The sequence below is a fragment of the Mameliella sp. LZ-28 genome (assembly GCF_012274245.1).
Lineage (GTDB): Bacteria > Pseudomonadota > Alphaproteobacteria > Rhodobacterales > Rhodobacteraceae > Antarctobacter > Antarctobacter albus.
In genome coordinates this window covers 115,603-139,490 of sequence record NZ_JAANYX010000035.1, presented here as the reverse complement: position 1 = coordinate 139,490, position 23,888 = coordinate 115,603, and the positions used below count along the sequence as shown (strand labels likewise).

General features: G+C 68.4%; 26 protein-coding genes. 14 read left to right on the top strand and 12 right to left on the bottom strand.

Going from position 1 to position 23,888, the window contains the following annotated elements:
- Positions 1–76 precede the first annotated feature (76 nt).
- The 5 genes from G9Q80_RS22960 to G9Q80_RS22940 all read right to left on the bottom strand — a co-directional run bounded on the left by G9Q80_RS22960 (position 77) and on the right by G9Q80_RS22940 (position 5,406).
- The gene (locus G9Q80_RS22960) at positions 77–1,237 is read right to left on the bottom strand and encodes a hypothetical protein (RefSeq protein ID WP_074622618.1); all 1,161 of its coding nucleotides are present in this window, start codon (positions 1,235–1,237) and stop codon (positions 77–79) included.
- 36 nt (positions 1,238–1,273) lie between these two features.
- Complete coding sequence (locus G9Q80_RS22955; protein ID WP_043141559.1) at positions 1,274–1,696, bottom strand: hypothetical protein; 423 nt, start codon at positions 1,694–1,696, stop codon at positions 1,274–1,276.
- Positions 1,697–1,812: 116 nt separating this feature from the next.
- On the bottom strand, positions 1,813–3,015 hold the full coding sequence (locus tag G9Q80_RS22950; RefSeq protein WP_088715625.1) for a tetratricopeptide repeat protein: 1,203 nt from the start codon (positions 3,013–3,015) through the stop codon (positions 1,813–1,815).
- Between the two features lie 2 nt (positions 3,016–3,017).
- Complete coding sequence (locus G9Q80_RS22945) at positions 3,018–4,595, bottom strand: SEL1-like repeat protein (RefSeq protein ID WP_088715626.1); 1,578 nt, start codon at positions 4,593–4,595, stop codon at positions 3,018–3,020.
- 76 nt (positions 4,596–4,671) lie between these two features.
- A complete protein-coding gene (locus G9Q80_RS22940; RefSeq protein WP_088715627.1) occupies positions 4,672–5,406 on the bottom strand; it encodes a prepilin peptidase in 735 nt (244 codons plus the stop codon).
- Between the two features lie 112 nt (positions 5,407–5,518).
- Between G9Q80_RS22940 and gspG the strand changes: the two genes are divergently transcribed.
- The 7 genes from gspG to G9Q80_RS22905 are packed head-to-tail and all read left to right on the top strand — an operon-like array spanning position 5,519 to position 9,930.
- The gene (gspG, locus tag G9Q80_RS22935) at positions 5,519–5,974 is read left to right on the top strand and encodes a type II secretion system major pseudopilin GspG (protein ID WP_088715628.1); all 456 of its coding nucleotides are present in this window, start codon (positions 5,519–5,521) and stop codon (positions 5,972–5,974) included.
- On the top strand, positions 5,959–6,414 hold the full coding sequence (locus G9Q80_RS22930; protein ID WP_088670196.1) for a prepilin-type N-terminal cleavage/methylation domain-containing protein: 456 nt from the start codon (positions 5,959–5,961) through the stop codon (positions 6,412–6,414). The genes gspG and G9Q80_RS22930 overlap by 16 nt, the downstream gene beginning before the upstream one ends.
- Positions 6,399–6,767 carry a type II secretion system protein gene (locus tag G9Q80_RS22925; protein WP_168246585.1) on the top strand — a complete coding sequence of 123 codons (369 nt, stop codon included), beginning with the start codon at positions 6,399–6,401 and terminating at the stop codon, positions 6,765–6,767. The genes G9Q80_RS22930 and G9Q80_RS22925 overlap by 16 nt, the downstream gene beginning before the upstream one ends.
- Positions 6,764–7,408 carry a type II secretion system protein GspJ gene (locus G9Q80_RS22920; protein ID WP_088715719.1) on the top strand — a complete coding sequence of 215 codons (645 nt, stop codon included), beginning with the start codon at positions 6,764–6,766 and terminating at the stop codon, positions 7,406–7,408. Before G9Q80_RS22925 ends, G9Q80_RS22920 begins: the two co-directional genes overlap by 4 nt.
- On the top strand, positions 7,405–8,286 hold the full coding sequence (gene gspK / locus G9Q80_RS22915; RefSeq protein ID WP_088715629.1) for a type II secretion system minor pseudopilin GspK: 882 nt from the start codon (positions 7,405–7,407) through the stop codon (positions 8,284–8,286). Before G9Q80_RS22920 ends, gspK begins: the two co-directional genes overlap by 4 nt.
- Complete coding sequence (gene gspL, locus G9Q80_RS22910) at positions 8,279–9,451, top strand: type II secretion system protein GspL (protein WP_088715630.1); 1,173 nt, start codon at positions 8,279–8,281, stop codon at positions 9,449–9,451. The genes gspK and gspL overlap by 8 nt, the downstream gene beginning before the upstream one ends.
- On the top strand, positions 9,448–9,930 hold the full coding sequence (locus tag G9Q80_RS22905; protein ID WP_088715631.1) for a type II secretion system protein M: 483 nt from the start codon (positions 9,448–9,450) through the stop codon (positions 9,928–9,930). Before gspL ends, G9Q80_RS22905 begins: the two co-directional genes overlap by 4 nt.
- A 4-nt stretch (positions 9,931–9,934) precedes the next feature.
- Here the strand turns inward: G9Q80_RS22905 and plsY are convergent, their stop codons facing one another.
- Genes plsY through G9Q80_RS22875 form a run of 6 tightly spaced genes read right to left on the bottom strand, consistent with a single transcriptional unit; the run spans position 9,935 to position 14,247 of the window.
- Positions 9,935–10,525 (bottom strand): glycerol-3-phosphate 1-O-acyltransferase PlsY, encoded by a 591-nt coding sequence (gene plsY, locus G9Q80_RS22900; RefSeq protein ID WP_088715632.1) that lies wholly within the window; start codon positions 10,523–10,525, stop codon positions 9,935–9,937.
- The gene (gene pyrC / locus G9Q80_RS22895; RefSeq protein WP_088715633.1) at positions 10,522–11,823 is read right to left on the bottom strand and encodes a dihydroorotase; all 1,302 of its coding nucleotides are present in this window, start codon (positions 11,821–11,823) and stop codon (positions 10,522–10,524) included. Before pyrC ends, plsY begins: the two co-directional genes overlap by 4 nt.
- Positions 11,820–12,206 carry a hypothetical protein gene (locus G9Q80_RS22890; protein WP_088670188.1) on the bottom strand — a complete coding sequence of 129 codons (387 nt, stop codon included), beginning with the start codon at positions 12,204–12,206 and terminating at the stop codon, positions 11,820–11,822. Before G9Q80_RS22890 ends, pyrC begins: the two co-directional genes overlap by 4 nt.
- On the bottom strand, positions 12,203–12,742 hold the full coding sequence (locus tag G9Q80_RS22885; RefSeq protein ID WP_232788235.1) for an aspartate carbamoyltransferase catalytic subunit: 540 nt from the start codon (positions 12,740–12,742) through the stop codon (positions 12,203–12,205). The genes G9Q80_RS22890 and G9Q80_RS22885 overlap by 4 nt, the downstream gene beginning before the upstream one ends.
- A gap of 15 nt (positions 12,743–12,757) precedes the next feature.
- The gene (locus G9Q80_RS22880; RefSeq protein ID WP_088670186.1) at positions 12,758–13,300 is read right to left on the bottom strand and encodes an aspartate carbamoyltransferase catalytic subunit; all 543 of its coding nucleotides are present in this window, start codon (positions 13,298–13,300) and stop codon (positions 12,758–12,760) included.
- Entirely contained in the window at positions 13,297–14,247 is a 951-nt protein-coding gene (locus tag G9Q80_RS22875; RefSeq protein WP_088715634.1) for an aspartate carbamoyltransferase catalytic subunit, read from the bottom strand. Before G9Q80_RS22875 ends, G9Q80_RS22880 begins: the two co-directional genes overlap by 4 nt.
- 176 nt (positions 14,248–14,423) lie before the next feature.
- On the opposite strand from G9Q80_RS22875, the gene G9Q80_RS22870 reads away from it, so the two are divergent.
- From G9Q80_RS22870 to G9Q80_RS22845, 6 genes are all read left to right on the top strand, one after another.
- A complete protein-coding gene (locus G9Q80_RS22870; RefSeq protein ID WP_500862231.1) occupies positions 14,424–15,209 on the top strand; it encodes a uracil-DNA glycosylase in 786 nt (261 codons plus the stop codon).
- Positions 15,206–15,814: a LysE family translocator gene (locus G9Q80_RS22865; protein ID WP_043141599.1), complete on the top strand. Its 609-nt coding sequence runs from the start codon at positions 15,206–15,208 to the stop codon at positions 15,812–15,814. The genes G9Q80_RS22870 and G9Q80_RS22865 overlap by 4 nt, the downstream gene beginning before the upstream one ends.
- Positions 15,814–16,407 carry a metallophosphoesterase family protein gene (locus tag G9Q80_RS22860; RefSeq protein ID WP_088715636.1) on the top strand — a complete coding sequence of 198 codons (594 nt, stop codon included), beginning with the start codon at positions 15,814–15,816 and terminating at the stop codon, positions 16,405–16,407. Before G9Q80_RS22865 ends, G9Q80_RS22860 begins: the two co-directional genes overlap by 1 nt.
- A 7-nt stretch (positions 16,408–16,414) precedes the next feature.
- Positions 16,415–16,957: a molybdenum cofactor biosynthesis protein B gene (moaB, locus tag G9Q80_RS22855; protein ID WP_088715637.1), complete on the top strand. Its 543-nt coding sequence runs from the start codon at positions 16,415–16,417 to the stop codon at positions 16,955–16,957.
- Positions 16,958–17,039: 82 nt separating this feature from the next.
- Positions 17,040–18,491: an efflux RND transporter periplasmic adaptor subunit gene (locus G9Q80_RS22850; RefSeq protein WP_088715638.1), complete on the top strand. Its 1,452-nt coding sequence runs from the start codon at positions 17,040–17,042 to the stop codon at positions 18,489–18,491.
- 3 nt (positions 18,492–18,494) lie between these two features.
- A complete protein-coding gene (locus tag G9Q80_RS22845; RefSeq protein WP_088715639.1) occupies positions 18,495–22,202 on the top strand; it encodes an efflux RND transporter permease subunit in 3,708 nt (1,235 codons plus the stop codon).
- A gap of 34 nt (positions 22,203–22,236) precedes the next feature.
- Here the strand turns inward: G9Q80_RS22845 and G9Q80_RS22840 are convergent, their stop codons facing one another.
- Entirely contained in the window at positions 22,237–23,034 is a 798-nt protein-coding gene (locus G9Q80_RS22840) for a protein-disulfide reductase DsbD domain-containing protein (RefSeq protein ID WP_074622638.1), read from the bottom strand.
- 141 nt (positions 23,035–23,175) lie between these two features.
- Between G9Q80_RS22840 and G9Q80_RS22835 the strand changes: the two genes are divergently transcribed.
- Positions 23,176–23,757: a YqgE/AlgH family protein gene (locus tag G9Q80_RS22835; protein ID WP_088715640.1), complete on the top strand. Its 582-nt coding sequence runs from the start codon at positions 23,176–23,178 to the stop codon at positions 23,755–23,757.
- The last annotated feature ends 131 nt before the right edge of the window (positions 23,758–23,888 follow it).

Here is a 23,888-nt window from a genome sequence, read left to right as displayed (position 1 = left end):
AAACGCCCCGCCTGCGGGGGCAGACGGGGCGCGTGTCACACCCGTTTCATGGCGGAGGCACAGCCCCGCCCCCGGCTCAATCGACCTGGGTGGCCAGCGCTTCTTCCAGCACTTCGATCCGCTTGTTCAGCTGCGAAATGTAGATATGCGCGTGCTCCAGTTCGTTCAGCATGCCCAGGACCTTCTTGGTCAGGTCGTACTGGCCCGCCTCTGCGGTGGGGCCGACGTTGGGCAGGTAACCCAGATCGTACATCATCTGCGCGCGGGCAGAGATCGGCAGGATATCGTAATCGGCGTCAAAAACCGCGTCACAGCCGATAGAACAGCTGCCCGTGGTGGTGATTGAGCCGGTGATCGTCAGGTCGCCGTTCGCGCCCAGCGTGAACTCTGCCGCGCCGCCGTTGCCGTTGATGATGAACCCGCCGCCGGCTGTGGCCAGCGCCCATTTGTCCGAGGTGTCGGTGTTCTGCATCCGCAGGCCCACCTCGCCGTTGTTGTCCAGTTTGATCAGGTTGCGCAGCGCCACCGACCCGTTGACCTCCTGGACATAGAGCGTCGCTGTGCCATCGGAGCGGCGCACATGCAGTGCCTCGCTGGGGGCGTCTGTGCCGATGCCGATCTCGCCGGTCGAATCGATGTAGAGGCTGTCCTCGGGGGCGCCGGGCTTGGCGCGGAAGAACAGGCGAGAGCCGTTGGTCACGTCGCGGATGAAGAAGTTGGCCTCGTTCGCGGCGATGTCGTAGACCTGCGGGGCGAACCCGTCCGACCCGTCCTGCTCGAGGCGCAGGGTGGGGGTGTTGCCCTCGACCACGTGGATGTCGACCACCGGCTGCGCGGTCTTGATGCCCAGGTCGCCATCGGCTTCGACGTAGAGAGAGTTGGCCGGCGCGCCGGCCTCGACACGGAAGGGGATGCGCCCGGTGCTGTCGTCCTGGAAGGCCAGGTAGTTCAGCCCGCCGTTAGAGCTGTCGTTGGCGACGATCTGCCAGTCGACACTGGGAAAGCTGCCGCTGTTCGACGTGTCCAGGAACTTGATCCGCAGGTTGTTTTCCTTCAGCCGCAGCGTGTCGAAGCCGAAGTTTTCGCCGTTCACGCAGTCGGTGCCGACGCACAGGCTGCCGTCCACGATCACATCATCGAGGAAAACCTGGTCAGCCGCGGCCTGCTGGCCGATCATCATGCAGGCGCCGAGGCCCGCCGCTGCAAGTCCACGGGTCGGGAAGCTGGCTTTGCTCATGTTCTTGTTCCTTTTGCGCCTTTGATGTCTTAAAATTCAGTTGTCGTCTTCGGTCATTTCGTCCGGGGTCGTTATGACGCCCCGCGAGACGATGAATTGACCGGTCAGGTAAAAGGATTCCGCAGCCATGTCGGATGCCAGGTCGCCGCGCCCGTTGTTCATCGGGTTCACGACTTTGACCTGCTTGTCCGTCGCCGCCGTCAGTTCGTAGCGATAAACCCCGTCCATCGCCTTGGCGCGGTCCAGCTCGAAGACCGGCGTGCCCGAAGAGGCAAAGACCGTCGTCACCTCACCCTGCGGAGAGACGACATCCAGCGTGGCATTGGTCAGGCCCAGCCAGTTCACGAACCAGAAAGCCGTCGAGTTGTGTTGCGCCACTGGATCGGCGGCCTGGGCCATGCCGGCCAGGCTGGTGGTCAGCGCGGTCGCGATGATGGGTATGTATCGGAAAATCCGCATATCTGTCCCGTGCAACGAAATCATGGGGCCGCGGCGGCACCGCGTCCCGTATCTGAGCGAACTATGCATCGTCATGTTACGTTTGGTCAAGGAAATCACGCGTTTTGCGTGTATTTCTAATTTTCGGCATCGCGCCACTCGGACCATTTCGCCTCAGCCCGTTTCTGGGCTTCGTTGACCTGGTCAGCGGTCATGCGGGCGCTCCATTGCGCGTTCAGCCCGGTGGCGCCGTCAAAACCGGCGGACCCGGCAAGGACAAGCCACATCTGCCCGATGACATAGTCCTGTGGCACACCCGAACCCCGGAAATACATCATGGCGAGGTTGGCCATCGAGGGCGCATGCCCGGCCTCGGCGGCCCGGCGCAGCAATGTGGCGGCCCGGATCGCGCTGCGCGGGTCTGTGGTGCCTTGCTGCAACATCATGAAGGCCAACTGGAATTCCGCTACCGGGTCGCCACTGCGTGCGGCCCGTTCAAGCACCTTCAGGCCGGCCTGGTCCGTGGGAGGAGGGGCCAGCCGGGGATCGTAGATCACCTGCGGCGATTGCGCGCCCTTCGTGCCGCCGCCTTCGCCGCCACGCCGATAGTACTGCATGGCAAGCGCGTCGCTTTGCGGAACGCCAAATCCGTTCTCGTAAAGGACGCCGAGGTTGGTCAGCGCCTGCGGCAGCCCCTGGTCCGCGGCGGCCTTGAAAAGGTCGGCGGCCCGTTCATAGTCCTGCGCGACGCCGTTGCCCCGGACATACAGCAACCCAAGGTTGTTGAGCGCGCGCAGGTGTCCCTGGTCTGCGGCCTGGCGATAAAGCCTTGCGGCCTCTTCGAAGTCCTGTGGTACGCCGGTGCCGTTCTGCAGCAGTACGGCCAGGCTGACCGCGGCCTCGACATGGCCTGCCTGCGCGGCCCTGCGATAGAGATCGGCAGCACGCGCCAGGCTGGCATCGTCAGTTTGCGTGCTTTCCAGAACCAGCCCCAGGTCATGCAGGTGCTCTGCCGCGCCGCCCTTGGCCGCGCGTTCCAGCAGTTCGATGGCCCGGGGGATGTCGCGGGGCACGCCAAGGCCCGCATGGTGCAAGCGGCCCAGCCGGTTGGCGGCCTGCAGGCTGCCCGCCTCGGCGGCCAGGCCATACCAGCGCGCCGCCCGGGCAAAGTTCTGCACCACTCCGTCGCCGGTCTCGAACCGTTCGGCCAACGCCAGCTGCGCGGCCATGTCCCCGGCCTCTGCCGCCGTGCGCATGGCGGCCAGCGGATCGGTCTGCGCCTGGACCGCGGGGCTGACCAGGGCCAGCGCGATCGCCAGCGCGGAAATGGCGGCGCGCACGGTCAATTCCCCCCGAGTGCCGGCCCGCGCTCTGCGTCGGCCTCGAACCAGGCGCGAGCGGCGGCCTGGGCCTGTGCCAGCTGTTCGGGTGTCATCAGGTTTCCCAGCACCTCGCGCTGCTCGGGCGCGTCCGGATGGCCAAAGGTGGCGGCGATGTTGTACCACTTGTGCGCCTCGACATAATCCGGGGCGTCGCCGTGATCGCCGCGCGCCAGCAGACCCGCCAGCGCGAACTGCGCCGGCCCGTTGCCCAGGTCGGCGGCCGAGCGCAGCAGGGCGACGGCCTCGTCCCGGTGCGCCTCGTCGCTGTCCAGCAGGTGCCGCCCCAATGCCGATTGCGCAGCGGGATCGTCCGCCTCGGCGCGGGTTTCCAGCCAGGTCAGCGCCTCGGCGTTCCCAGCCCGCAGCGCGGCCAGGACCCAGGGCACGGCGCGCTGCGGCGCGACGCGCCCGTCCAACTGCCCGGCGGCGGCCAGCCGCCCCAGCTCGACCCGGGCCAGAGCGTCGTCATCCGTTTCCAAAGCGCGGGTATAAAGCGCCACTGCCGTATCGAAATTCGCTGTCACCCCTGTGCCCGTCTCGTACATGCGGGCCAACGCCACCATCGCCCGGCCCAGTCCATGCTCCGCGGCCCGGCCGTACCAGAGGGCCGCCTGCGTCATATCCTGTGGCAGAGTCTGCCCGGCGGCAAAGGCATAGCCAAGGTTGCTCATCGCGCCCGCGTCGCCGGCCTGCGCCGCCTGTCCCAGCCAGCGCAGCGCCTCTTGCGGATCGGCGCTCACACCGTCGCCGGTCAGGTAGCGCGTGCCCAGCATCCGCTGGGCCAGCACATGCCCCGATTCTGCGGCGCGGCGATACCAGTCCAGCGCCTCGGCGCGGTTGGTCACGGGCGTGTCGGCCGTATCCAGCAGGGTTGCCAGTTGAATCTGTGCATCCGCGATCCCCTGTCCGGCGGCGGCGCGCAGCCAGCGTATCCCCTCGTCGCGGTCACCCGTTTCGCTGTTGAGATGGATCGCGGCGAGGGCGAACTGCGCCTGGGCATGGCGCTGTTCGGCGGCGGCCAGCAGCCAGTTGTACGTGGCATCCGTGTCGCGTTCGACCCCGTCGCCGTTCTGGTACAGCAGGGCCAGCAGGTATTGCGCCTGGGCATCGCCACGCGTTGCAGCCCGGGTCAACAGCTCTGCCGCGCGGGTCGCGTCCCGTTCCGGCCCGCCGGGGACGTTGCTGAGGTAGAGCCGCGCCAGCAGGGTCGCCGCCTCGGCGTGGTTTTGTTCGACCGCCCGTTCCAGCCAGAGCGCCGCGCCCCTGGGGTCGCGCGGGCCGCCGCGCCCCTCGATCAGGATACGGCCATAGCGGTACTGTGCCAGGGCGGTGCCGGTCTCTTCGGCGAGCACCTTCAGCCCCTGCCGCACGGTCACGAAATCGCCCCGGTTCCAGGCCTGTTCGATCTTGGCCATCTCGGGCAGGTCCTGCGCCTCGGGAGGCGGGTCGGCGGCGTCCTGTGCTGCCAATGGCAGCGGGGACAGCGCCAGTGCGCTGGCCAGGACGGCAGAAAGGAAGGGGCGGCAAGAGGTGGTCATGGCGGCTCCGTTTCACGGGCAGGTCGTGGCGCCCGACCCTAACGATCCTGACGCGATGTGCGAGCGGTTTATGCGCCTAGAGGATGGTTTCGCGCAACAGCCACAGCAGGCCGGCACTGGCACAAAGCGCGGTGCCGAAGGGCAGCGGCAGGTCGCCTTTCGGCGCGCGGTGCCGCAGCAGGGCCGTGGCCAGCGCCATCAGCGCCGCGACCAGAACCAGCAGGGGCAACTGGGCGGGGCCGGTCAGCGCGCCAAGGCCTGCCATCAGCTTGACGTCGCCCAGGCCCAGCCCCTCGCGCCCGCGCAGGGCGGCATAGGCGATGCGCAGCGCCATGAAACTGCCCGCACCGATCAACCCGCCCGCCAGCGCCCACAGCAACGCCCCCTGCACCAAGGCCACGCCGAGGCACAGCGCCGCCAGCGCGGCTGTCAGGGCATCGGGCAGGCGAAAACTGCGCAGGTCGCTGACCGCCAGCGCCAAGAGCAGCCACAGCAGGAGGGCCGAGCACCAGACCTCCCACCCGGTGCCGCCGCGCAAAAGGGCCAATACGGCAAGTCCCAGCGCCGCCAGTTCCATCAGCCAGAGCCAGCCGGGCACCGGCGCCCCGCAATGGCGACAGCGCCCGCGCAGCAGGGGAAAGGACAGAAGTGGCACCAGATCACGCAGGCCCAGCCGCGCCTTGCAGGCACGACAGCGTGACGGCGCCGTGACCACGTCCTCGCCGCGCGGCAACCTGTCCGCCAGCACCGCCATGAAGGAGCCGGCGGCAGGGGCTATCAGCAACAGGAAAAGGGTCGAAAAGACGTCCATTCCGGCCCTCCCTGCCGTGTATCGCGCCTGCGTGGCGGCGATTGTCTGCTCCGGGGTTCTTGGCTAGGATCGCCGCAAAACGTCAAGAGGCGCCTTGGGCGCAGGTGAGCATATGAGCGATACTTCACAGGCCGCGCCGCGCCGTCCCGCCGACGCGGGCTTTTCCCTGCTCGAACTCATGGTGGTGGTTGTCATCCTGTCGATCCTCGCGCTGGTCATCGTGCCACGCGTCATCGACCGGCCCGACCAGGCCCGTGCCGCCCGTGCGCAATCGGACATCGCGGCGATCCAGGCGGCGATCAATCTCTACCGGCTGGACAACTTCCGCTATCCGACCACCGACCAGGGGCTTGCGGCGCTGGTCAGCCGCCCCTCGGCGGATCCCGTGCCGGCCAACTGGGCCTCGGGCGGCTACATGGACCGCGTGCCGCAGGACCCCTGGGGCCGGCCCTACCAGTACCTGCAACCGGGTGTGCACGGCGATTTCGACGTCTTCACCTATGGCGCCGACGGCGTGCCGGGCGGCACCGGGGCGGATGCGGACATAGGCTCGTGGACGGGGGGCTGAGATCCGGCGACGCGGGGTTCAGCCTGCTGGAGCTGATGGTCTCGGTCGCCGTGCTGGCCGTGCTGGCAGTGGGCGTCGGCCTGTCGACGGGGGCGGCGGTGCCCGGCGCCGAACGCGACGCGCAGCGGTTCCAGCGGACATTCAACCAAAGCTGGGCGCTGGCGATCCTGGCACGGCAGGAACAGGGGCTGGAGATCACGCCGCGTGGCCTGACCCTGTCCCGGCACACTACCGACGGCTGGGACAAGATGCGGAGGCTCTTTGACTGGCGGGGGCAGGCGCGGCTGGTCTCTTCGACGCCGATGCCCGCAGGCACGCCGCGCATAAGGCTGCGCGCCGATGGCGGGACCAGCGCCTTTGCGCTGACCTTCTCGGGCGGGGGGGAGGTCTGGCGCTGTGCCAGCGATGGATGGAGCAGGCTGACATGCGTCCCCGACTAGGCCGAACCACAAGGGGCCTGACCCTGCTGGAGCTGGTGATCGCCATCGCCATCCTGTCGCTGGGCACGATGGCCACGCTCAAGGCCACGGGACAGGCGCGGCTTGTCCTTGGTGGGGCAGCGCCGCGCGTTCTGGCGCAACTGGCGGCGGAAAACCGGGCCGAGGCGCTGCGCCTGCCCGGTGCCGTGGACCTGCCCGACACCGTGACCCTTGGGCCTTACCAGTTTCACGTCGAAACCCGCCGTCGCGCCACCGCGGCCGGGCTGATCCGCGCCGACATCACGGTGAGATCCTCCGAGGGGCCGGGGGCGACGCTTGTCACTTTCCTGCCCGGTGGAGGGGCACCGCGATGAAGGGCACGCGCGGGCTGACGCTGATCGAACTTGTGGTGGCAATGGCGCTGTTCTCGCTGGTTGCGGTGATGGGAATGCAGACCCTGAACGGCACCATCCGCACCCGCGATGCGCTGGGTGGACGGGATGACCGGGACCGGGCGCTGGCGGTGACACTGGCCCTGTTGCGCAGCGATCTGGACCGCGCCGCGCCGATGGTGTTTCACGCTCCGGACGGACCTCCGCAATCGGCGCTCACCTTCGATGGGAGCGTCCTGGCTCTGACGGTTTCGGCGCTGGACGGGACAACCGCGCCTTTCCAGCGGGTCGAATGGCGATATGACCGGGCGACTGGCGGACTGTCGCGCGCGTCCTGGCCGGTGTCTGCCCCCGCCAGTGCCGCGCAGCGCAACCCCGACCGGGTGTTCCTGACCGGGGTCGAGAGCGTTCGCCTGCGCAGCTACTGGGAGGTGCAGGGGTGGGTCGAGGGGGCAGGCGCCGGGCTGGTCGGTCCCGCAGCCGACGCTCCGGATGCCCTGGACGAGGATCGCACGTTTGCCCGCGTCGCCAATCTCTATTCCGATGTCTTGCCAAGCGCAGTCGAATTGACCTTCAACCTCGACGGGCTTGGAGAGATCCGCCTGCTGGAGGCGCTGCCATGAGTGCCACGCGCGGATCGGTCCTGGTCAATGCACTGGTGCTGGTGGGGGCGCTGGCGGCCGCAGCGACGGTGCTGCTGGTGCGCGCCGGGCACAGCGTCGAACGGCAGCGCGCCTGGCAGGGGGCCGCGCAGGCAGAGGCCTATCTGGACGGGGTCGACACGCTGGCGATTTCGCTGCTTCAGGGTGATCCCGGCCCCGCCGACCACGCGCAAGAGGCCTGGGCCCAGCCGATCCGGGATGCCGAACTGGATCGGGCGCGGGTCAGCGGCGGGATCGCGGACCTGCAGGGGCGGTTCAACGTCAACTGGCTGGCGGTGCCAGAGGACGTGCAGGCGCATGAGGCATTTGCACGGCTGCTGGGCGGGCTTGGCCTACCGCAGGAGACGGGCCGCGCGATCCGGGATTTCCTCTCCCCCGGCGGCCCGGCCGATGCGGCGGCCTATGCCGCGATGCGGCCAAGGGGCGGCCCGATCAAGGACCCCGCTCAGCTCCGGGCCATTCCCGGCCTGACGGACCGGCAATTCGCCCGCCTGTCACCGCTGATCGCCGCTTTGCCCAGCGACACGCGGCTGAACGTGAACACGGCCCCGCCCGACGTGCTGGCCGCCTGGTTGCCGCAGTTGAGCGATGCGCAGGCGCGGGCGCTGGTGGCGGCGCGTCAGCGCGCGCCCTTCGGGTCGGTCGCGGATCTGCTGCTGGCCTTGCCACCCGCGACGGCGGGTGCGGTGGACGACACGCGGCTGACCGTGGGCAGCGACTGGTTCCTGGCCCGGGCCACGGTCGACTTCGAAGGGCGGCGGCTGTCGCGGCGCACCGTCCTGTTCCGTCAGCCGCTTCCCGTCGGGGTGCGGGTCGATTATCGTCTGCCCGATGGCTGATTTGGCAGAGTTCCCCTTACCGCCGGACGATCCCGGCCTGGCCACCGCGCCTGTCGGCGGTCCCGTGCCGCGCGGGCGGTACGTTGCGCTTGTGCCGGGCGAGGCGGTGCCGCTGGTCACGCTGGACCTGCCGGACCGGTTGCGCGGCGTCGCGCGCGAACAGGTGGCGCAGCGGCAACTGGCGGACCTGCTGGGGCCAGAGGCTGGCGCCTTGCAGATGCGACCCTATGCGCTGGACGGCAATGCCGAAGGCTGGACCCGCGTCCTGGTGGTGGATCGCGCGGCGCTGGAGCGCTGGCGCGGACAGGTGGACAAGGGCTGTGTCGCGGTGCTGCCCGACTACCTGGCACTGCCGGTCGACAATACATGCTGGACCGTTGCGGGAACACCCGACCGGCTGCGCGCGCGCTTTGGCCCGGCGGATGGCGTGACCACCACCGAGGCTGCGCTCTGTCTGCAGGCCGAGGCGATCATCGCGCGGGACGGTGCTCCGGAGCGTGTCCACCGCTATGGCCCGCCCTTGCCGGAGTTCGAGGCCTGGCTTGCCGCGCGGGACATTCCAGTGGTTGCGGGGGGCCCGGACAAGCGGGCGGACCTGCGCGCCTTCTCGCGCGGGGAAACCGGGCTGGACCTGCGGGCTGATCCGCAGGCCGCACGCGGGCGGCTGCGCCGACAGCTCTCCGCCTGGCGCTGGCCGGTCCTGACCGGGGCCGTGGCGGCCGGGCTCTGGGCCGCGGCGCAGATCGCCGTGATCCGCGCCACCGAGGCGGAGACCGCCGCACTGACCGCCCGCGCGATGGAGCTGACGCGGGCCGAATTTGTCACCTCCGGGCCGATCCTCGACATGCGGGTGCAGATCGCCCGTGCGTTGGCCGAGCAGCGCAGCGCGCTGCGCGCCCGCAGCGGGGACAGTTCTCCGCTGGATCTCTTTGCCGGGGCGGCGCCTGTCCTGTCCGGTGCGGGGGTGCGTCTGGACACCGTGGCCTGGGCGCCGGACGAGGGGCTGCAACTGGTGCTGGAGATGGGCGATTTCGCGGCGGTCGATGCGCTGGTCGACAGCCTGGCCGCCGAAGGGCTGCGGATCACCGTGCGCGACGCGCGGCTGGGCGGAGAGGGGGGCGTTATCGCCGACCTGACGATCCGGGAACCGGAGCAGGGCGGATGACCGGGCGCATGGTGGAACATCTCTTGCGCCTGACGGGGCGCGAACGGCTGTTGCTGGGGGTCATGGCGCTGGTGCTGCTGCTGGGCGCCGGGGTCGGCCTGCTCTGGCCGTTGGCGGAACGGCGTGCGGCCTCGGTCACGGCTCTGGAAGAGGCCCGTGCGCTGAATGCCTGGGTCGCGGCGCGGGCCGAGGATGCCCGGTTGCTGCGCTCGGCCGCCGGGCCGGGACCGGCAGAACCGATCGGGCTGGCCGCGGTGCAGCGCAGCCTTGAGCGGGCAGGCCTGTCCGGCAATGTCGCCACGCTCTCGGCGCGGCAGGGCGGCGGAATCGAAATGCGGTTCGAGGCGGTCAGTTTCGACGTGTTGATCGGCTGGCTGACGCAGGTCGAACCGGTCTGGGGCTATCGTTTCGCGGGCTTCCGCCTGGACCGTGGCGCGGAACCCGGTCTGGTGGATGCGCGGATCGAGGTTGTGCCCTGAGGGGCTATTTCTGGCCGATCTTCGGCTCTGTCCCGGCGCGCAGCCGGGCGAGGTTGGCCGAGTGCCGCCACCAGACCAGCGCCGCCAGCAGGACCCCGCTGACCAGCAGATCGGTCCGGCCCGTGACCAGCATCCAGACCGGCGCCCCCGCCGAGGCGGCCAGCGCCCCCACCGAGGAAATGCGCGACAGGTAGGCCGCCGCCGCCCATGTGGCGCAGCACAACAGGCCGATCGGCCAGGCCAGCGCCAGCATCAGCCCAAGGAAGGTCGCCACCCCCTTGCCGCCTTTGAAGCGCAGCCAGACCGGAAAGCAATGGCCGAAAAAGGCCGCGACACCCGCCGCCTGCACGGCGATGCCGTCCGCCTCGAAGGCGCGGGCGATCAGCACCGCCGCCGCGCCCTTGCCGCCGTCCAGCAGCAGGGTCGCCAGCGCCGCCCCCTTGTTGCCGGTGCGCAACACGTTGGTCGCGCCGATGTTGCCCGACCCGATCTGGCGCAGGTCGCCCAGGTTCATCGCCCGGGTGATCAGCACGCCAAAGGGGATCGACCCCAGCAGGTAGCCAAGCGCGGCCCAGAGGATCACCATGCCGCTCATGCCTCGAACACCCGCGTGCCGCCGACCCATGTGCCCAAGACCCGGCCTTGCAGGCGGGCACCGTCAAAGGGCGTGTTCTTGGATTTCGAGCGCAGCTTGAACCGGTCCAGCACGATGGGCTTGTCTGCGTCGAACATCACCAGGTCGGCGGGTGCCCCCGCTGCGATCCGTCCGCAATCCAGCCCCAGACGTTTCGCAGGGTTCAGCGACAGGGCGCGGAACAGCGTCGGCAGATCCAGTTCGCCACCGTGGTAAAGCCGCAAGAGCACCGGCAGCATGGTTTCCAGCCCCACGGCGCCGCTGGCGGCCCCTTCGAAGGGCAGGCGCTTGCTCTCTTCGTCCTGCGGGCTGTGATAGCTGCCGATGATGTCGATCAGCCCGGTGCGCACCGCCTCGACCACCGCCTGCCTGTCTTCCTCGGAGCGCAGCGGCGGCGTGACCTTGAAGAAGGTGCGATAGTCGGCCACGTCCATCTCGTTCAGGGTCAGGTGATGGATGGACACCCCGGCTGTGACGTCAAAGCCGTTGGCCTTGGCGCGTTCCAGTGCGGGCAGGGCGCGGGTGGTGGTGATCTTGTCCGCGTGGTAGCGCACGCCGGTCATCTCGACCAGGGCGATGTCACGGTCCAGCCCCATGCGTTCCGCCATCGGAGAGACCGAGGGCAGCCCCCGCAGGCTTGCGAATTTTCCGCTTGTCGCGGCGGCCCCCTGCGACAGGCCCGGATCCTGCGGGTGGCCGACGACCAGCGCATTCAGCGAGCGGGCATAGGTCATCGCCCGGCTGAGCACCTTGGTGTCGCGGACCACGTTGTTGCAATCGGTAAAGGCCACGGCCCCGGCATCCAGCAGGAACCCGAACTCCGTCATCTCGCGGCCCTGCCGGCCCTTGGTCAGCGCCGCCATCGGCAGGACGTTGACCGGCGTTTCCTCGATCGCGCGGCGGCGGATGAATTCCAGCGTTTCCGGCGTGTCGATGCAGGGCTGCGTGTCGGGGCGCGTGACCATCGTGGTCACCCCGCCCGCCGCCGCCGCCTGACCGGCGCTGCCATAGCTTTCCTTGTGCCGTTCGCCGGGTTCGCAGACCTTCACCCCGATGTCGACGATGCCGGGCGCCAGGAAGGCATTGCCCGCGTCGACCCGATCCGGCTGGATGTTTCGCGCGCGAAACATGCCTTCAAAATCAGTGCCTTGCGTTAAGATTTCGGTAATCTTTCCGCTTTCGATCAGAAGCGCGCCGGGGGTGATCTCCCCGGCTTCGGGGTCGATCAGGCGGGCGTTGTGGATCAGGGTCTGGGTCATTCTTGGCCTCTCGGGCGGGCGGCCTCGATCCGGGCGATGGTTGCCTGCGGATCGGCCTGGAACTTGATCAGGTGCTTGTCGCCGGTTTTCGTGACGATCTGGACGGCGGCACCGATGGCGCGGATCTTCTCGACCTGGTCCAATGGCACGCGGCGCTCGCCGGGGCCTTCCAGAACGCCGTCCTCCAGCCGCCAGGCATGGCCCAGTTCCTCGTCCATCAGGTACCAGCCGCGCAGGGCGACGGCGGCCAGCCCGCCGATGGCGCCGGTCCAGACATGCGCGTTGCCGAGCGCCCAGAGGATCGCCATGCCAAGCGCCATTGCAATGGCGGCCATGATCCAATGGGTGCGGATATAGGTGGCGCGGTCGGGGGTGAAGGTCATGTCCGGCCCCGCTGGATGCCGCGCATCAACCCGTAGACCTTGCGCGCCTCGTCGATGTCATGAAAGCCGATGCGGGTCTCGTAGCTGCCCTTCTTGCCGCGCCGCCATTCCGACGCGAAAATCACCGAGCCCGGGGTGCCATCCTCCAGCGTCAGCTGGTTGTCCGGGCTGATCGCGTAGCTTTTCAGCTGCTTTCCCTTCAACGGCAGTTCGGTGGCGATGAAGGCGCGGGTGTCTGTCAGCGTGTACCAGGTGTGACGGCGCAGGTAGGGGCGGCCCAGAAGCGGCCAGCAGATGATCCCGAGACCGACCATGAAATGGATCATGCCGAAGACCCAGAACAACCCGCCCACGCCGGAGACAAGCGCCATCCAGACCAGCGCGAAACCGGCAAAAAACGTGCCGAAGACCATGAGGAGGATATCGCCGATGCCCAGCCGGATGCGGGCACCGGGACGGCCCTGCCAGAGGATCGTCTCGCCCGGGTCGAGCAGCCCCTCCCACCCGCTTTGTGGGGCCTGGTCCTGCATGTTCATCTCACGCCTCCCATCTCATACCAGCGCCAGCCAGAGCACCAGCGCCAGGATCAGCGCGACGGCGGCGAGGATGAGTTTCAGAAGGGGCGAGTTGCCGCTGCTACGTCGCGCGGCGGGCTGTGCGCCACCCTGGCCCCGGGCCGCTCTGGATACCGGGTTGGCGCCGCCTGCGGTGGGGCGCGCCTCGCCGTAGCTGCCAACGAGGGTCAGCGGCGGCGCGATGGTCAGCTCCTGCGAGGTGCCGTCAAAGGCCTGCGGCGGCAGCACCACCGCATGCCCCTTGAGTGCGTCGATGCGTGCGCGGTCCTTTTCCAGGGCGCGGGCAGGCACGTCGTACGCCGCCGAGATATACTGCGAGAGCGTCATTTCGCCCAGGTCGCGGATCGAAACCACGTCGACAAAGCTTTCGCGCAGGCGCGTCGCGCCAAGCGCGTATTTCAGCGGCCATTCACCCGTACCTGCCATCTGCGTGAAACGCTCGACCGCCTCGGGGGGAAGGTCGAGATGGGTGAGGTAAAGCGTTGTGCGGTCAGACCCGTTGACCTGCACCCTGGTCATGTCATCACCTCGGTCGGACGGGCGCGCAGGTTGCGGGCCAATAGGTCCATCGCCGCCATGCGTACGGCGACACCCATCTCCACCTGGTCCTGGATCACGCTGCGGTTGATGTCATCTGCCAGGGTGCCGTCGATCTCGACCCCGCGGTTCATCGGGCCGGGGTGCATGACGATGGCATCGGGTTTGGCGTGGCTCAGCTTTTCGGCGTCCAGCCCGTAGCGGTGGTAGTACTCGCGTTCCGAGGGGATGAAGCCGCCGTCCATGCGTTCCTTTTGAAGGCGCAGCATCATGACCACGTCCACGTCCTTCAGCCCCTCGCGCATGTCGTCGAAGACCTCGACGCCAAAGGCGTCGATGCCCGAGGGCATCAGGGTCGGCGGGCCGATCAGGCGGATGCGGTTTTCCATCTTGTGCAGCAGCAGCAGGTTGGACCGCGCCACGCGGGAATGGGCGATGTCGCCGCAGATGGCGATGGAGAGCCGGTGCAGCCGCCCCTTGGCCCGGCGGATGGTCAGCGCGTCCAGCAGTGCCTGGGTGGGATGTTCGTGCCGCCCGTCCCCGGCGTTCAGCACCGCGCAGTTGACCTTTTGCGCCAGGAGATCGACCGCGCCGGAATGCGGGTGGCGCACCACCAGCAGGTCGGGGTGCATGGCGTTCAGCGTCATGGCGGTGTCGATCAGGGTTTCGCCCTTCTTGATGCTGCTGGCCTGCATCGCCATGTTCATCACGTCCGCGCCCAGCCGTTTGCCCGCCAGTTCGAAACTGGCTTGGGTGCGGGTGGAATTCTCGAAGAACATGTTGATCTGGGTCTGCCCGGCCAGCGCATTGGCGTGCTTGTCGCGGCGGCGGTTGAAATCGACATATTGATCGGAGAGGTCGAGGATCGTGGTGATCTCGTCCGGGCGCAGGGGCTCGATCCCCAGCAGATGGCGGTGGTCGAAGCGCATTCGGGTCCCTCGGTGGCGTTCTGGACCTTTTATGTAGGGTGCCCTTGCGGGGCAAGGCCCCCGGCAGGCCCGAGGGCGCGCCGCGTGGCGATGTTGCGGGGGGTATTTTCGCCAAGAAGAAACAGGGGCGATTTTCTTTGCCCCCGGCGGGGGCTAGGGTGACGGACATGGAGAACATGGACTGGTACGCCGCGAAGGCGCTTCTGGAATGGCAGCTGGAGATGGGGGTGGACGAGGCGATGCTCGACGCGCCCGTCGACCGTTTTGCCGCCCATGAGGCCGAGCAGGAGGCTCTGAAGGCGCAGCACGCGGCGCGGGCGGCGGCGCCCGGGGGCGGGCGCGGCGCGGCACCGGTCAAGGCGCCCGAGGTCGATCCGGTGGCGGAGGCGGGCAAGCTGGCCTCTGGCGCGGCGGACCTGGGGGCGCTGCGGGACGCGCTGGCGGGCTATGAACATTGCCCGCTCAAGCGCGGCGCGCGCAACCTGGTCTTTGCCGATGGCGTGGCGGGGGCGCGGGTGATGCTGGTGGGCGAGGCGCCGGGGCGGGACGAGGACCTGCAGGGCAAACCCTTTGTCGGGCGGGCCGGACAATTGCTGGACCGGATGCTGGCGGCGGTGGGGCTGAGCCGCGCCGAATCGGTCTATATCACCAATGTCCTGCCCTGGCGGCCACCGCAGAACCGTGACCCGAAGCCTGACGAGATTGCCATGTTGCTGCCCTTCCTGCACCGGCACATTGCCCTGGCCGATCCCGATCTGCTGGTGATCATGGGCAATACATCCTGCCAAGCGCTGCTGGGCAGGCGGGGGATCACGCGGCTGCGCGGGACCTGGGTCGAGGCGGCAAAGCGCCCGGCGCTGCCGATGCTGCATCCCGCCTACCTGCTGCGCAATCCGCAGGCGAAACGCGAGGCCTGGGCGGACATGCTGTCGCTCAAGGCAAAACTGAGGGCACTGGAATGATCGTCGACCCGATTCTGTTGCTGGCTTTCATTCCCGCCGGGCTGGCGCTGAACGTGACGCCGGGGCCGGACATGATGTTCTGCCTGGCGCAGGGGCTGCGCGGGGGCGCGCGCTGTGGCTGGGCGGCCTCCAGCGGCGTGGCGCTGGGCGGCATGCTGCATGTGCTGTTGGCGGGGCTGGGGCTGGGGGCGCTGGTCGCCGCCTTGCCGGGGGCCTTTGACGTGATCCGTTGGGCGGGGGCGGCCTACCTAGCCTGGATCGCCTGGAAGACGTTGCGCACGCCCATCGCGGGCAGTGATGCGCCGCCCCTGGCGCCCGCGCAGGCCTTTCGGCAGGGCTTTGTCGTCAATATCACCAATCCGAAATACATTCTCTTTGTGCTGGCCTTCGTGCCGCAGTTCATCGACCCGGCGAAGGCGGTCTTGCCGCAGTTCCTGGTCTATGGCCTGCTGATGTCGATTGGCGGCGTCACGGTGAACGGGCTTGTCGGCCAGTTCGCGGGGCGTCTGCGGCGTCGGCTGGAGGGCGGGACGCGCACGGAACGCGCATTGCGTTACACCTGTGCCACGCTCTTTGGCGGGCTGGCGGTGCGTCTGGCGGTCTGATGCGGGTGCTGGCCTTTTCCGACCTGCACCTGTCGCGCCGCCATGCGCGGGCCTTGGTGGAGGCGAGTGGCGAGGCCGACCTGGTGATCGGCGCCGGTGATTTTTGCCATGTGCGCGAAGGCCTGGACGAGGCTTTGTCGCTGCTGGAAGGCGTGGCGGCGCCGATGGTGGTGGTGCCGGGCAACAGCGAGACGGCCGAGGAGCTGCGCGCCGCTGCCTTGCCGGGGACAACCGTTCTGCATGGCGAAGGGGTCGAGGTGGAGGGCCTGCGGCTTTTCGGCCTTGGCGGCGGCATTCCGGTGACGCCCTTTGGCGACTGGTCCTTCGACCTGACTGAGAACCAGGCGGCGGAGATGCTGGACCGCTGCACCGGCGCCGACCTGTTGATCACCCATTCGCCGCCCAAGGGAATTGCGGATGTCACCTCGCGCGGTGCGTCGGTCGGTTCGACCGCGATCCGCGACGCCATCGCCCGGCTGCAACCCGCGCTTGCGGTTTGTGGTCATGTGCATGATTGCTGGGGCCAGGAAGGCCGGATCGGGGACAGCCGCGTGGTGAACCTCGGGCCTGGGCCAAACTGGTTCAACCTGTGAGGACATCATGAGCCGTATCGACGAAACCAAGGAGTTCATCCCGGTCCGAATCGCCATCCTGACCGTGTCGGACACGCGCGGGCTGGAGGATGACAGATCCGGCGACACGCTGGTGCAGCGGTTGACCGACGCGGGCCATGTGCTGGCCGATCGCGCGATCGTGAAGGACGAGCGCGCGCTGATCGCGGACAAGCTGCGCGGCTGGATCGCCGACCCGGAGGTCGACGTGGTGATCTCGACCGGGGGGACGGGGCTGACCGGGCGCGACGTGACGGTCGAGGCGCACAGGGATGTCTACGAAAAGGAGATCGACGCCTTCGGAACGGTCTTCACGATGGTTTCCTTCCAGAAAATAGGGACTTCCGCGGTGCAGAGCCGCGCCACGGGCGGCGTTGCCGGGGGCACCTACCTGTTTGCACTGCCGGGGAGCACGGGGGCCTGCAAGGACGCCTGGGACGAGATCCTGGGGCTGCAGCTGGATTATCGGCACCGCCCCTGCAACTTTGTCGAGATTTTTCCGCGCCTGGACGAACATCAGCGACGGAAGTGATCGCGAGCTGCGTATAACTCCCCGGGGTTTGAATGCATCCCCGCGCTTCTATTTCAGAAGGGTGCACCGCGGAGTTTGAAAGATGCGCTTTTTGCGAAAGAGCCTGACGGGGCTGTTCCTGTTGTCGCTGACCCTGGGGTTGCTGGGGTTTGCCGGGATCATGGTGCGCGATGCCGTCGAGGCGCGTATGGCCGAAGAGGCCCGTGTGCCCCAGGCGCGCGAGCGGGTCTTTGCGGTCAACGTGGTGCCGGTGGCGTTCGAAACGGTCACGCCGGTGCTGACCTCTTTCGGTGAGGTGCAGAGCCGCCGGACGCTGGAGCTGCGCGCGGCGGCCTCTGGCGCGGTGGTGGAACTGGACCCGGAATTTGTCGAGGGTGGGCAGGTCGAGGCCGGGCAGTTGTTGGCGCGGATCGACCCGGCGGATGCCGAGGCCGCGCTGGACCGGGCCGAAAACGACCTGCTGGATGCGCGGGCCGAGGTGCGCGAGGCCGAACGTGCCCTGGTCATCGCAAAGGATGAGCTGAGTGCCGCCGAGGAGCAGGTGGTGCTGCGCGAAACCGCGCTGCGGCGCCAGCGTGACCTGTTGGATCGCAACGTCGGTACGGCGGCGGCGGTGGAAAGCGCGGAACTGGCGCTGGCCAGCGAGCGGCAGGCGGTGCTGACCCGGCGCCAGGCGGTGGCCACCGCCGAGGCCCGTATCGACCAAGCCGCGACCCAGCTGCGCCGGTCGGAAATCGCGCGGGACGAGGCCCAGAGACGGCTGGACGACACCCAGATCCGGGCCGCGTTCGCGGGCACGCTGTCAGAGGTCACGGTGGTGTCCGGTCGGCTGGTCTCTGCCAATGAACAGCTGGCGCAGCTGGTGGACCTGCAGGCGCTGGAGGTGTCGTTCCGTGTCTCGACCCAGCAATACGCGCGGCTGCTGGACGGGGACGGACGGCTGCGGCAGGCGCCGGTGAGCGTGGCGCTGGATGTCTTCGGCACCAATATCACCGCCGCGGGCCGGATCACCCGGGACAGTGCCGCCGTGGGCGAGGGCCAGACCGGTCGGCGGCTGTTCGCGGTGCTGGACGCGCCACGCGGCTTCAAGCCGGGGGATTTCGTCACCGTTCGGATCGAGGAACCGCCGCTGGAGCGGATGGCCCGTCTGCCTGCCACGGCGGTGAACGCCGGTGGCGAGGTCCTGATCGTGGGGGCCGAAGACAGGCTTGAGACGGTGGTGGTCGAGGTGATGCGGCGCCAGGGCGATGACGTGCTGATCCGCGGGCGGGGCCTTCGGGGGCGCGAGATCGTGGCGGAACGCACGCCGCTCTTGGGCGAGGGTATCAAGGTCAAGCCGCTGCGCACCGGCGCTGTGCCGGAACCCGAGGCCATGCTGGAACTCAGCGAAGACCGGCGTGCCCGGCTGGTCGCCTTCATAGAGGCCAACACGCAGATGCCCGAGGCTGCGAGGACCCGCATCCTGGCACAACTGGCGCAAAAGGAAGTGCCAGCCGAGATTGTCGAGCGCATCGAATCCCGGATGGGGGGCTGAGGCATGGCACGCGCGCTTCCCTCTGCCGCTGGCGGGATCTTCGGCTATTTCGTACGCCACCCCACGGTGGCCAACCTGCTGCTGGTGATCATGCTGGCGGCCGGTATCCTCGCGGTGCCCAACATGCGGGCGCAGTTCTTTCCCGATATCATCATCGACGAAATCGACGTCTCGGTCCGCTGGGACGGGGCGGGGGCCGAAGATGTGGACGCGGCCATCGTGCAGGTGCTTGAACCGGCGCTGCTGGCGGTCGAGGGGGTAATCGCCTCCAGCGCCGTGTCCCGAGAGGGGCGGGCCGCGATCGAGCTGGAGTTCGAACCCGGCTGGGACATCGCGCGCGCCGCCGATGACGTGCAACAGGCGGTCGACGCGATCACGACGCTGCCCGAGGACGCGGATGAGCCCAGCGTGCGGCGCGGCGGCTGGCGCGACCGGGTGACGGACCTTGTGATCACCGGGCCGGTGGGCGTCGATCAGCTGGCGCGGTTTGCCGACGAACTGGTGGTGCGGCTCTTTGCGGAGGGCGTGACACAGACCACGATCCGGGGCCTCGCGGCGCCCCAGACGGTGATCGAGGTGCCGGTGCAGAATCTCATCGCCCACGACGTGACCATGCGCGAGATCGCCGACGCCATTGCCGCCGAGGTGCAGGCAGACCCTGCGGGCGACGTGGCGGGGGCTGGCGCGCGGGTGCGTACGGGGATCGAGAAACGCTCTGCCGATGCCATAGCGGATATCGTGCTGCGGTCTAACCCGGACGGCTCCAGCCTGACGGTGGGCGACGTGGCGCTGATCCGGGTCGAGGGGATCGACCGCGAACGCAGCTATTTCGTGGGCGAGAACCGGGCGATCTCGATCCGGGTGGACCGCTCTGCCGAGGGCGATGCCATCGGCATCCAGGCCACGGTCGAAGAAGTCGCCGCCGAGCTGACCGCCGTGTTGCCCGAGGGTGTCAAGATCGACCTGATCCGCACCCGGTCGGAATACATCACCGGGCGGCTGAACATCCTGATCGACAACGCGGTGACGGGACTGGCGCTGGTGGTCATGCTGCTGTTCCTGTTCCTGAACACACGCACGGCCTTCTGGGTGGCGGCGGGCATCCCCACGGCGCTCTTGTCTGCCATCGCGCTGATGTACGTGGCGGGGCTGACGATCAACATGATCTCCCTGTTCGCGCTGATCATCACGCTGGGCATCGTGGTGGACGACGCCATCGTCGTGGGTGAACATGCCGATCACCTGGCGCGCCGGGGGCAGGGGCCGTTCGACGCCGCCGAGAACGCGGCGCGGCGCATGGCGCTGCCGGTGTTTTCGGCGACGATCACCACCGTCATTGCCTTCTTCGGCCTGACCGCCATCGGCGGGCGGTTCGGCGACATGATCTCGGACATTCCGTTTACGGTGATCGTGGTGCTGATCGCCTCGCTGGTGGAATGTTTCCTGATCCTGCCCAACCACATGGCCCATGCGCTGAAGCCGCGCGTGCAGCGCGGCACGCGGTGGTGGCGTGTGGGGCTGGGCGTGGTCGGGGTGACGCTGGTCGCCGTCCTGGCGGTGGCTTTGCTGACACTCGCGATGCTGGCGCTGCCGGCTGTTGTTGCGGCGCTCTGGGGGTTGGCCGGCGCCGTGCCGGGGGCGATCACGACGGCGCAAGGCGCCGCCGTGGACCTGCGCGGGGCGATCTGGGGGCAATTGCCGGTGCTGGCCGGGGGACTGGCGCTGCTCGTGGCGGCGGCCATTGCGCTGCGCCTTGTGGTCATGCCCCGGGACGAACGCGCGCCGATGCTGCGGATGCTGTCCGACGGCGGGATCGACATGGCGTCGATCCTGGTCAACCGCGGCTTCCGCTGGATTCGCGAGCGCCTGTTCCGCCCCTTCATGCGCGGGATCGTGGCCGGGCGCTATGTCGTCTTTGCCCTGTTGGTCGTGGCACTGGCGACGCAGGTGACGTCCTTTATCCGGGGCGATGTCACCTGGCGGTTCTTCAACTCCCCGGAGCAGGGGTCTGTCACCGGCAACTTTGCCATGTCACCTACCGCCACGCGGGCGGACACGATCGAGCAGATGCGCCTGTTCCAGAAGGCCGCCGATGAGCTGGGCCGCGAATACGAGGACCGCTATGGCCGCAACCCGCTGGACTATGTCCTGGCCGAGATCGGCGGCAACGCGGGCCGGTCGCTGCCCGGTGCGGATACCAAGGACCCCGAGCAACTGGGCGCCATATCCATCGAACTGATCGAGGCCGACCTGCGGCCCTATTCCTCGTTCGCCTTCGTGGGCGAGTTGCAGGAGCGTGTCGAACGCCACCCGCTGGCCGAGACGATTTCCTTTCGCGGGTGGCGCGGCGGGCCGGGGGGCGATTCCCTGGACGTGCAATTCTATGGCGCCAGTTCCGAGGTGCTGAAATCCGCCGCAGAGGACCTCAAGGAGGCGGTTCTGCGGTTCCCCGAGGTTTCGGCGGTCGAGGACAACCTGTCCTACGACAAGGACGAATTGATCCTCGAACTAACGCCGCAGGGGCTGGCGCTGGGCTTTGACATCGACGGGCTGGGGCGCGTGCTGCGCAACCGGCTGGGCGGGATCGAGGCGGCGACCTATCCCGACGGGCCGCGCTCTGCCGAGATCCGCGTGGAACTGCCCGAGGGCGAACTGACCGCCGATTTCATGGAGCGGATGCAACTGCGCACGCCCGGCGGTGCCTATGTCCCGCTGGCCGATATCGTGCGGGTCGAACGGCGCACCGGCTTTTCCACCATCCGGCGCGAAAACGGGCTGCGCGTGGTCTCTGTCACCGGCGATATTTCCGAGGACGATGCGGCGCGGGCCGAGGAGGTCGTCAAGGCGCTGCGCGAAGAGATCCTGCCGCAGATCGCCGAGACGCGGCAGGTGGATTATCGCCTGGCCGGGCTGGCCGAGCAGGAAAGCGATTTTCTCACCGATGCGCGCAACGGGCTGATCATGGTCCTGCTGGGGATCTACCTGGTCCTGGCCTGGGTCTTTGCCAGCTGGACGCGGCCCTTCGTGGTCATGGCGATCGTGCCCTTCGGGCTGGTCGGGGCGATCTATGGCCACGCCTTGTGGGACGTGCCGTTGAGCATGTTCACGGTGGTCGGGCTGTTGGGGATGACGGGGATCATCATCAACGATTCCATCGTTCTGGTGACGCAGATCGACGAATACGCCAAGGAGCGCGGGCTGATCCCCTCGATCATCGACGGGGCCTCGGACCGTTTGCGGGCGGTCTTTTTGACCACGGCAACAACGGTGCTGGGGCTTGCGCCGCTGCTGTATGAATCCTCGTCGCAGGCGCAGTTCCTGAAACCCACGGTGATCACGCTGGTCTACGGGCTGGGGTTCGGCGTGGTGCTGGTGCTGCTGATCGTGCCCGCGCTGGTGGCGATCCAGCACGACATGGGACAGCAGTTCGCGGCGCTCAAGAAAGGGCTGCGGTTCCGGGGCGCGGGGCTGCGCGGTGTACTGGTCGCGGCGCTGTTCGCAATGCTGGGATGGCTCGCGGCGACGCTGGGATATACCGGGGTCACGGGAGCGCCGATGCCGGGGCTGCCCGCCTTGCGCGGTGTGTCGCCGGAGGTCTCGGCACTGGGGCTGTTCCTGCTGGGGGCTGTGGCGGTGCCGCTGGCGATCTACGTCGGTGGCGGGATCGTGATGCTCTGGCGGCGCGGAGCGCGGGCAAAGACGGACGCCTGACCGCCGGCCTGCGCCGCTTTCCCGGCCTGCCGGGTCAGCCGCTGCAGCCGGTCAGTTCCACCGGGATGGTGCCGCCCAGGATGGTGATCCGCAGGCCCGAGCGGTCGAGCGCAAAGACGCCGCCGGACATATGTGTCACGCGGGTCTGCGCCACCAGCCGCCCACCCTGCCACGAGGTGCTGGGATCGGCGACCCAGAGGTTCGGGTCCGACGTCTCGATCACCGTTTCCTCGCGTCCGGTGCCGCGCGGCATTGCAATCGACACGGTCAGGCCCATGCCCTTGGCCTGTGGCGTGATGCGGCAGGAGACGCCGGTCACGCCCGCGTCCTCTGCCCCGAAGGGCACGTCGGCCATCGCGGCCGCGATCCTTGCGTCGGGTTTCGTCTGACCGGCGGGCAGGCTGGCGGACACGCGCAGGCGGTGCGGCAGGCAGACGTCCTTGCAGATGCCGATGTCGATCACCCCGCCCAGGCGCGCATCCTTGCCGGGCTGGCTGGGGCGGATCCGGAGCGGCAGGATCACATCGCCCTTGTAGCCGACGGACCGCATGTTTTCCTGCCAGAAGACGTGCGGCGCGGGCCAGTAGACGCCGATGGCCGACATGTTGCGCGCGCCGCTCCAGTCGAACTGGGGCGGGATGCCCGCATCGCCGGGTGAGCGCCAGTAGGTTTTCCATCCCGGGGCCAGCTTCAGGTGCAGCGCGGCCATGTGGTCGCCATTGGGCAGGCGCCACCCGGGCAGGATCTGCGCCTCGACCACGTCGTCATAGGATTGCGCGGCGGCAAGGCCGGGCAGCAGCATCAGCAGGAGCGTCACAAGGATCTTTTTCATGTCCTTGGATTTGGCCCTTCCGGACTGAAATGAAAAGTCACGTTCCGGCGACCCCCCCTATCAGTTGACGAAGATGTGACGGTCTTGCCAGTCCTCGCACGGGCGGTCATGGTAAGCCCGTGCAATGCGAAAGGGAGCCATATGGTCGCCGGAACCGGAACCCCACAGACCAACCTGACCGGGCATCTGCTGATCGCCATGCCGGGCATGGGGGATCCTCGGTTCGAGCACAGCGTCGTCTTCATCTGCGACCATTCCGACGAGGGCGCGATGGGGCTGATCGTGAACAAGCCCAGCAATGACGTGGACATGCCGACCCTGCTGTCGCAGCTGGACATCGACCAGGTGTCGGACCTGTCCGAACGGTCGGTACATTTTGGCGGACCGGTCGAGATGGGGCGCGGATTCGTGCTGCACACGCCGGATTACCATTCGGTCGTGACGACGCTGGAGGTGCGCGACGACATCCACATGACAGCGACCCTGGACATCCTCGAGGACCTTGCCCGAGGTGAGGGGCCGGAGAAATGGATGATGATGCTGGGCTACGCCGGGTGGGCGGCGGGCCAGCTGGAAGGCGAGATCGCCGAGAACGGCTGGCTGGTCTGTGACGCCGCGCCTGAGCTGATCTTCGAGATGGCCGACATGGACAAATGGGAAGCCGCCCTGAAGACGCTGGGCGTGGCCGCCCTGGCGTTGAGTTCCGCCGGCGGCCGGGCCTGAGGAATCGGGAGGGGGCCGGACGGGACTCGGGCTGCGCCCATCGCCCGCCCGCCACCCCTCGGCTGGCCCATGCCGGAACATGAGGCCTTGTGGCGGGTGGCGCCGGCTTCAAGGGCTCACCAGCAAACAGG

Excerpts from the sequence above, each read along its gene's own strand:
- G9Q80_RS22960 (WP_074622618.1), bottom strand. The coding sequence starts at position 1,237 with ATGAGCAAAGCCAGCTTCCCGACCCGTGGACTTGCAGCGGCGGGCCTC.
- G9Q80_RS22955 (WP_043141559.1), bottom strand. The coding sequence starts at position 1,696 with ATGCGGATTTTCCGATACATACCCATCATCGCGACCGCGCTGACCACC.
- G9Q80_RS22945 (WP_088715626.1), bottom strand. The coding sequence starts at position 4,595 with ATGACCACCTCTTGCCGCCCCTTCCTTTCTGCCGTCCTGGCCAGCGCA.
- G9Q80_RS22940 (WP_088715627.1), bottom strand. The coding sequence starts at position 5,406 with ATGGACGTCTTTTCGACCCTTTTCCTGTTGCTGATAGCCCCTGCCGCC.
- gspG (WP_088715628.1), top strand. The coding sequence starts at position 5,519 with ATGAGCGATACTTCACAGGCCGCGCCGCGCCGTCCCGCCGACGCGGGC.
- G9Q80_RS22925 (WP_168246585.1), top strand. The coding sequence starts at position 6,399 with ATGCGTCCCCGACTAGGCCGAACCACAAGGGGCCTGACCCTGCTGGAG.
- G9Q80_RS22920 (WP_088715719.1), top strand. The coding sequence starts at position 6,764 with ATGAAGGGCACGCGCGGGCTGACGCTGATCGAACTTGTGGTGGCAATG.
- gspK (WP_088715629.1), top strand. The coding sequence starts at position 7,405 with ATGAGTGCCACGCGCGGATCGGTCCTGGTCAATGCACTGGTGCTGGTG.
- gspL (WP_088715630.1), top strand. The coding sequence starts at position 8,279 with ATGGCTGATTTGGCAGAGTTCCCCTTACCGCCGGACGATCCCGGCCTG.
- G9Q80_RS22905 (WP_088715631.1), top strand. The coding sequence starts at position 9,448 with ATGACCGGGCGCATGGTGGAACATCTCTTGCGCCTGACGGGGCGCGAA.
- plsY (WP_088715632.1), bottom strand. The coding sequence starts at position 10,525 with ATGAGCGGCATGGTGATCCTCTGGGCCGCGCTTGGCTACCTGCTGGGG.
- pyrC (WP_088715633.1), bottom strand. The coding sequence starts at position 11,823 with ATGACCCAGACCCTGATCCACAACGCCCGCCTGATCGACCCCGAAGCC.
- G9Q80_RS22890 (WP_088670188.1), bottom strand. The coding sequence starts at position 12,206 with ATGACCTTCACCCCCGACCGCGCCACCTATATCCGCACCCATTGGATC.
- G9Q80_RS22885 (WP_232788235.1), bottom strand. The coding sequence starts at position 12,742 with ATGAACATGCAGGACCAGGCCCCACAAAGCGGGTGGGAGGGGCTGCTC.
- G9Q80_RS22880 (WP_088670186.1), bottom strand. The coding sequence starts at position 13,300 with ATGACCAGGGTGCAGGTCAACGGGTCTGACCGCACAACGCTTTACCTC.
- G9Q80_RS22875 (WP_088715634.1), bottom strand. The coding sequence starts at position 14,247 with ATGCGCTTCGACCACCGCCATCTGCTGGGGATCGAGCCCCTGCGCCCG.
- G9Q80_RS22870 (WP_500862231.1), top strand. The coding sequence starts at position 14,424 with ATGGACTGGTACGCCGCGAAGGCGCTTCTGGAATGGCAGCTGGAGATG.
- G9Q80_RS22865 (WP_043141599.1), top strand. The coding sequence starts at position 15,206 with ATGATCGTCGACCCGATTCTGTTGCTGGCTTTCATTCCCGCCGGGCTG.
- G9Q80_RS22860 (WP_088715636.1), top strand. The coding sequence starts at position 15,814 with ATGCGGGTGCTGGCCTTTTCCGACCTGCACCTGTCGCGCCGCCATGCG.
- moaB (WP_088715637.1), top strand. The coding sequence starts at position 16,415 with ATGAGCCGTATCGACGAAACCAAGGAGTTCATCCCGGTCCGAATCGCC.
- G9Q80_RS22850 (WP_088715638.1), top strand. The coding sequence starts at position 17,040 with ATGCGCTTTTTGCGAAAGAGCCTGACGGGGCTGTTCCTGTTGTCGCTG.
- G9Q80_RS22845 (WP_088715639.1), top strand. The coding sequence starts at position 18,495 with ATGGCACGCGCGCTTCCCTCTGCCGCTGGCGGGATCTTCGGCTATTTC.
- G9Q80_RS22840 (WP_074622638.1), bottom strand. The coding sequence starts at position 23,034 with ATGAAAAAGATCCTTGTGACGCTCCTGCTGATGCTGCTGCCCGGCCTT.
- G9Q80_RS22835 (WP_088715640.1), top strand. The coding sequence starts at position 23,176 with ATGGTCGCCGGAACCGGAACCCCACAGACCAACCTGACCGGGCATCTG.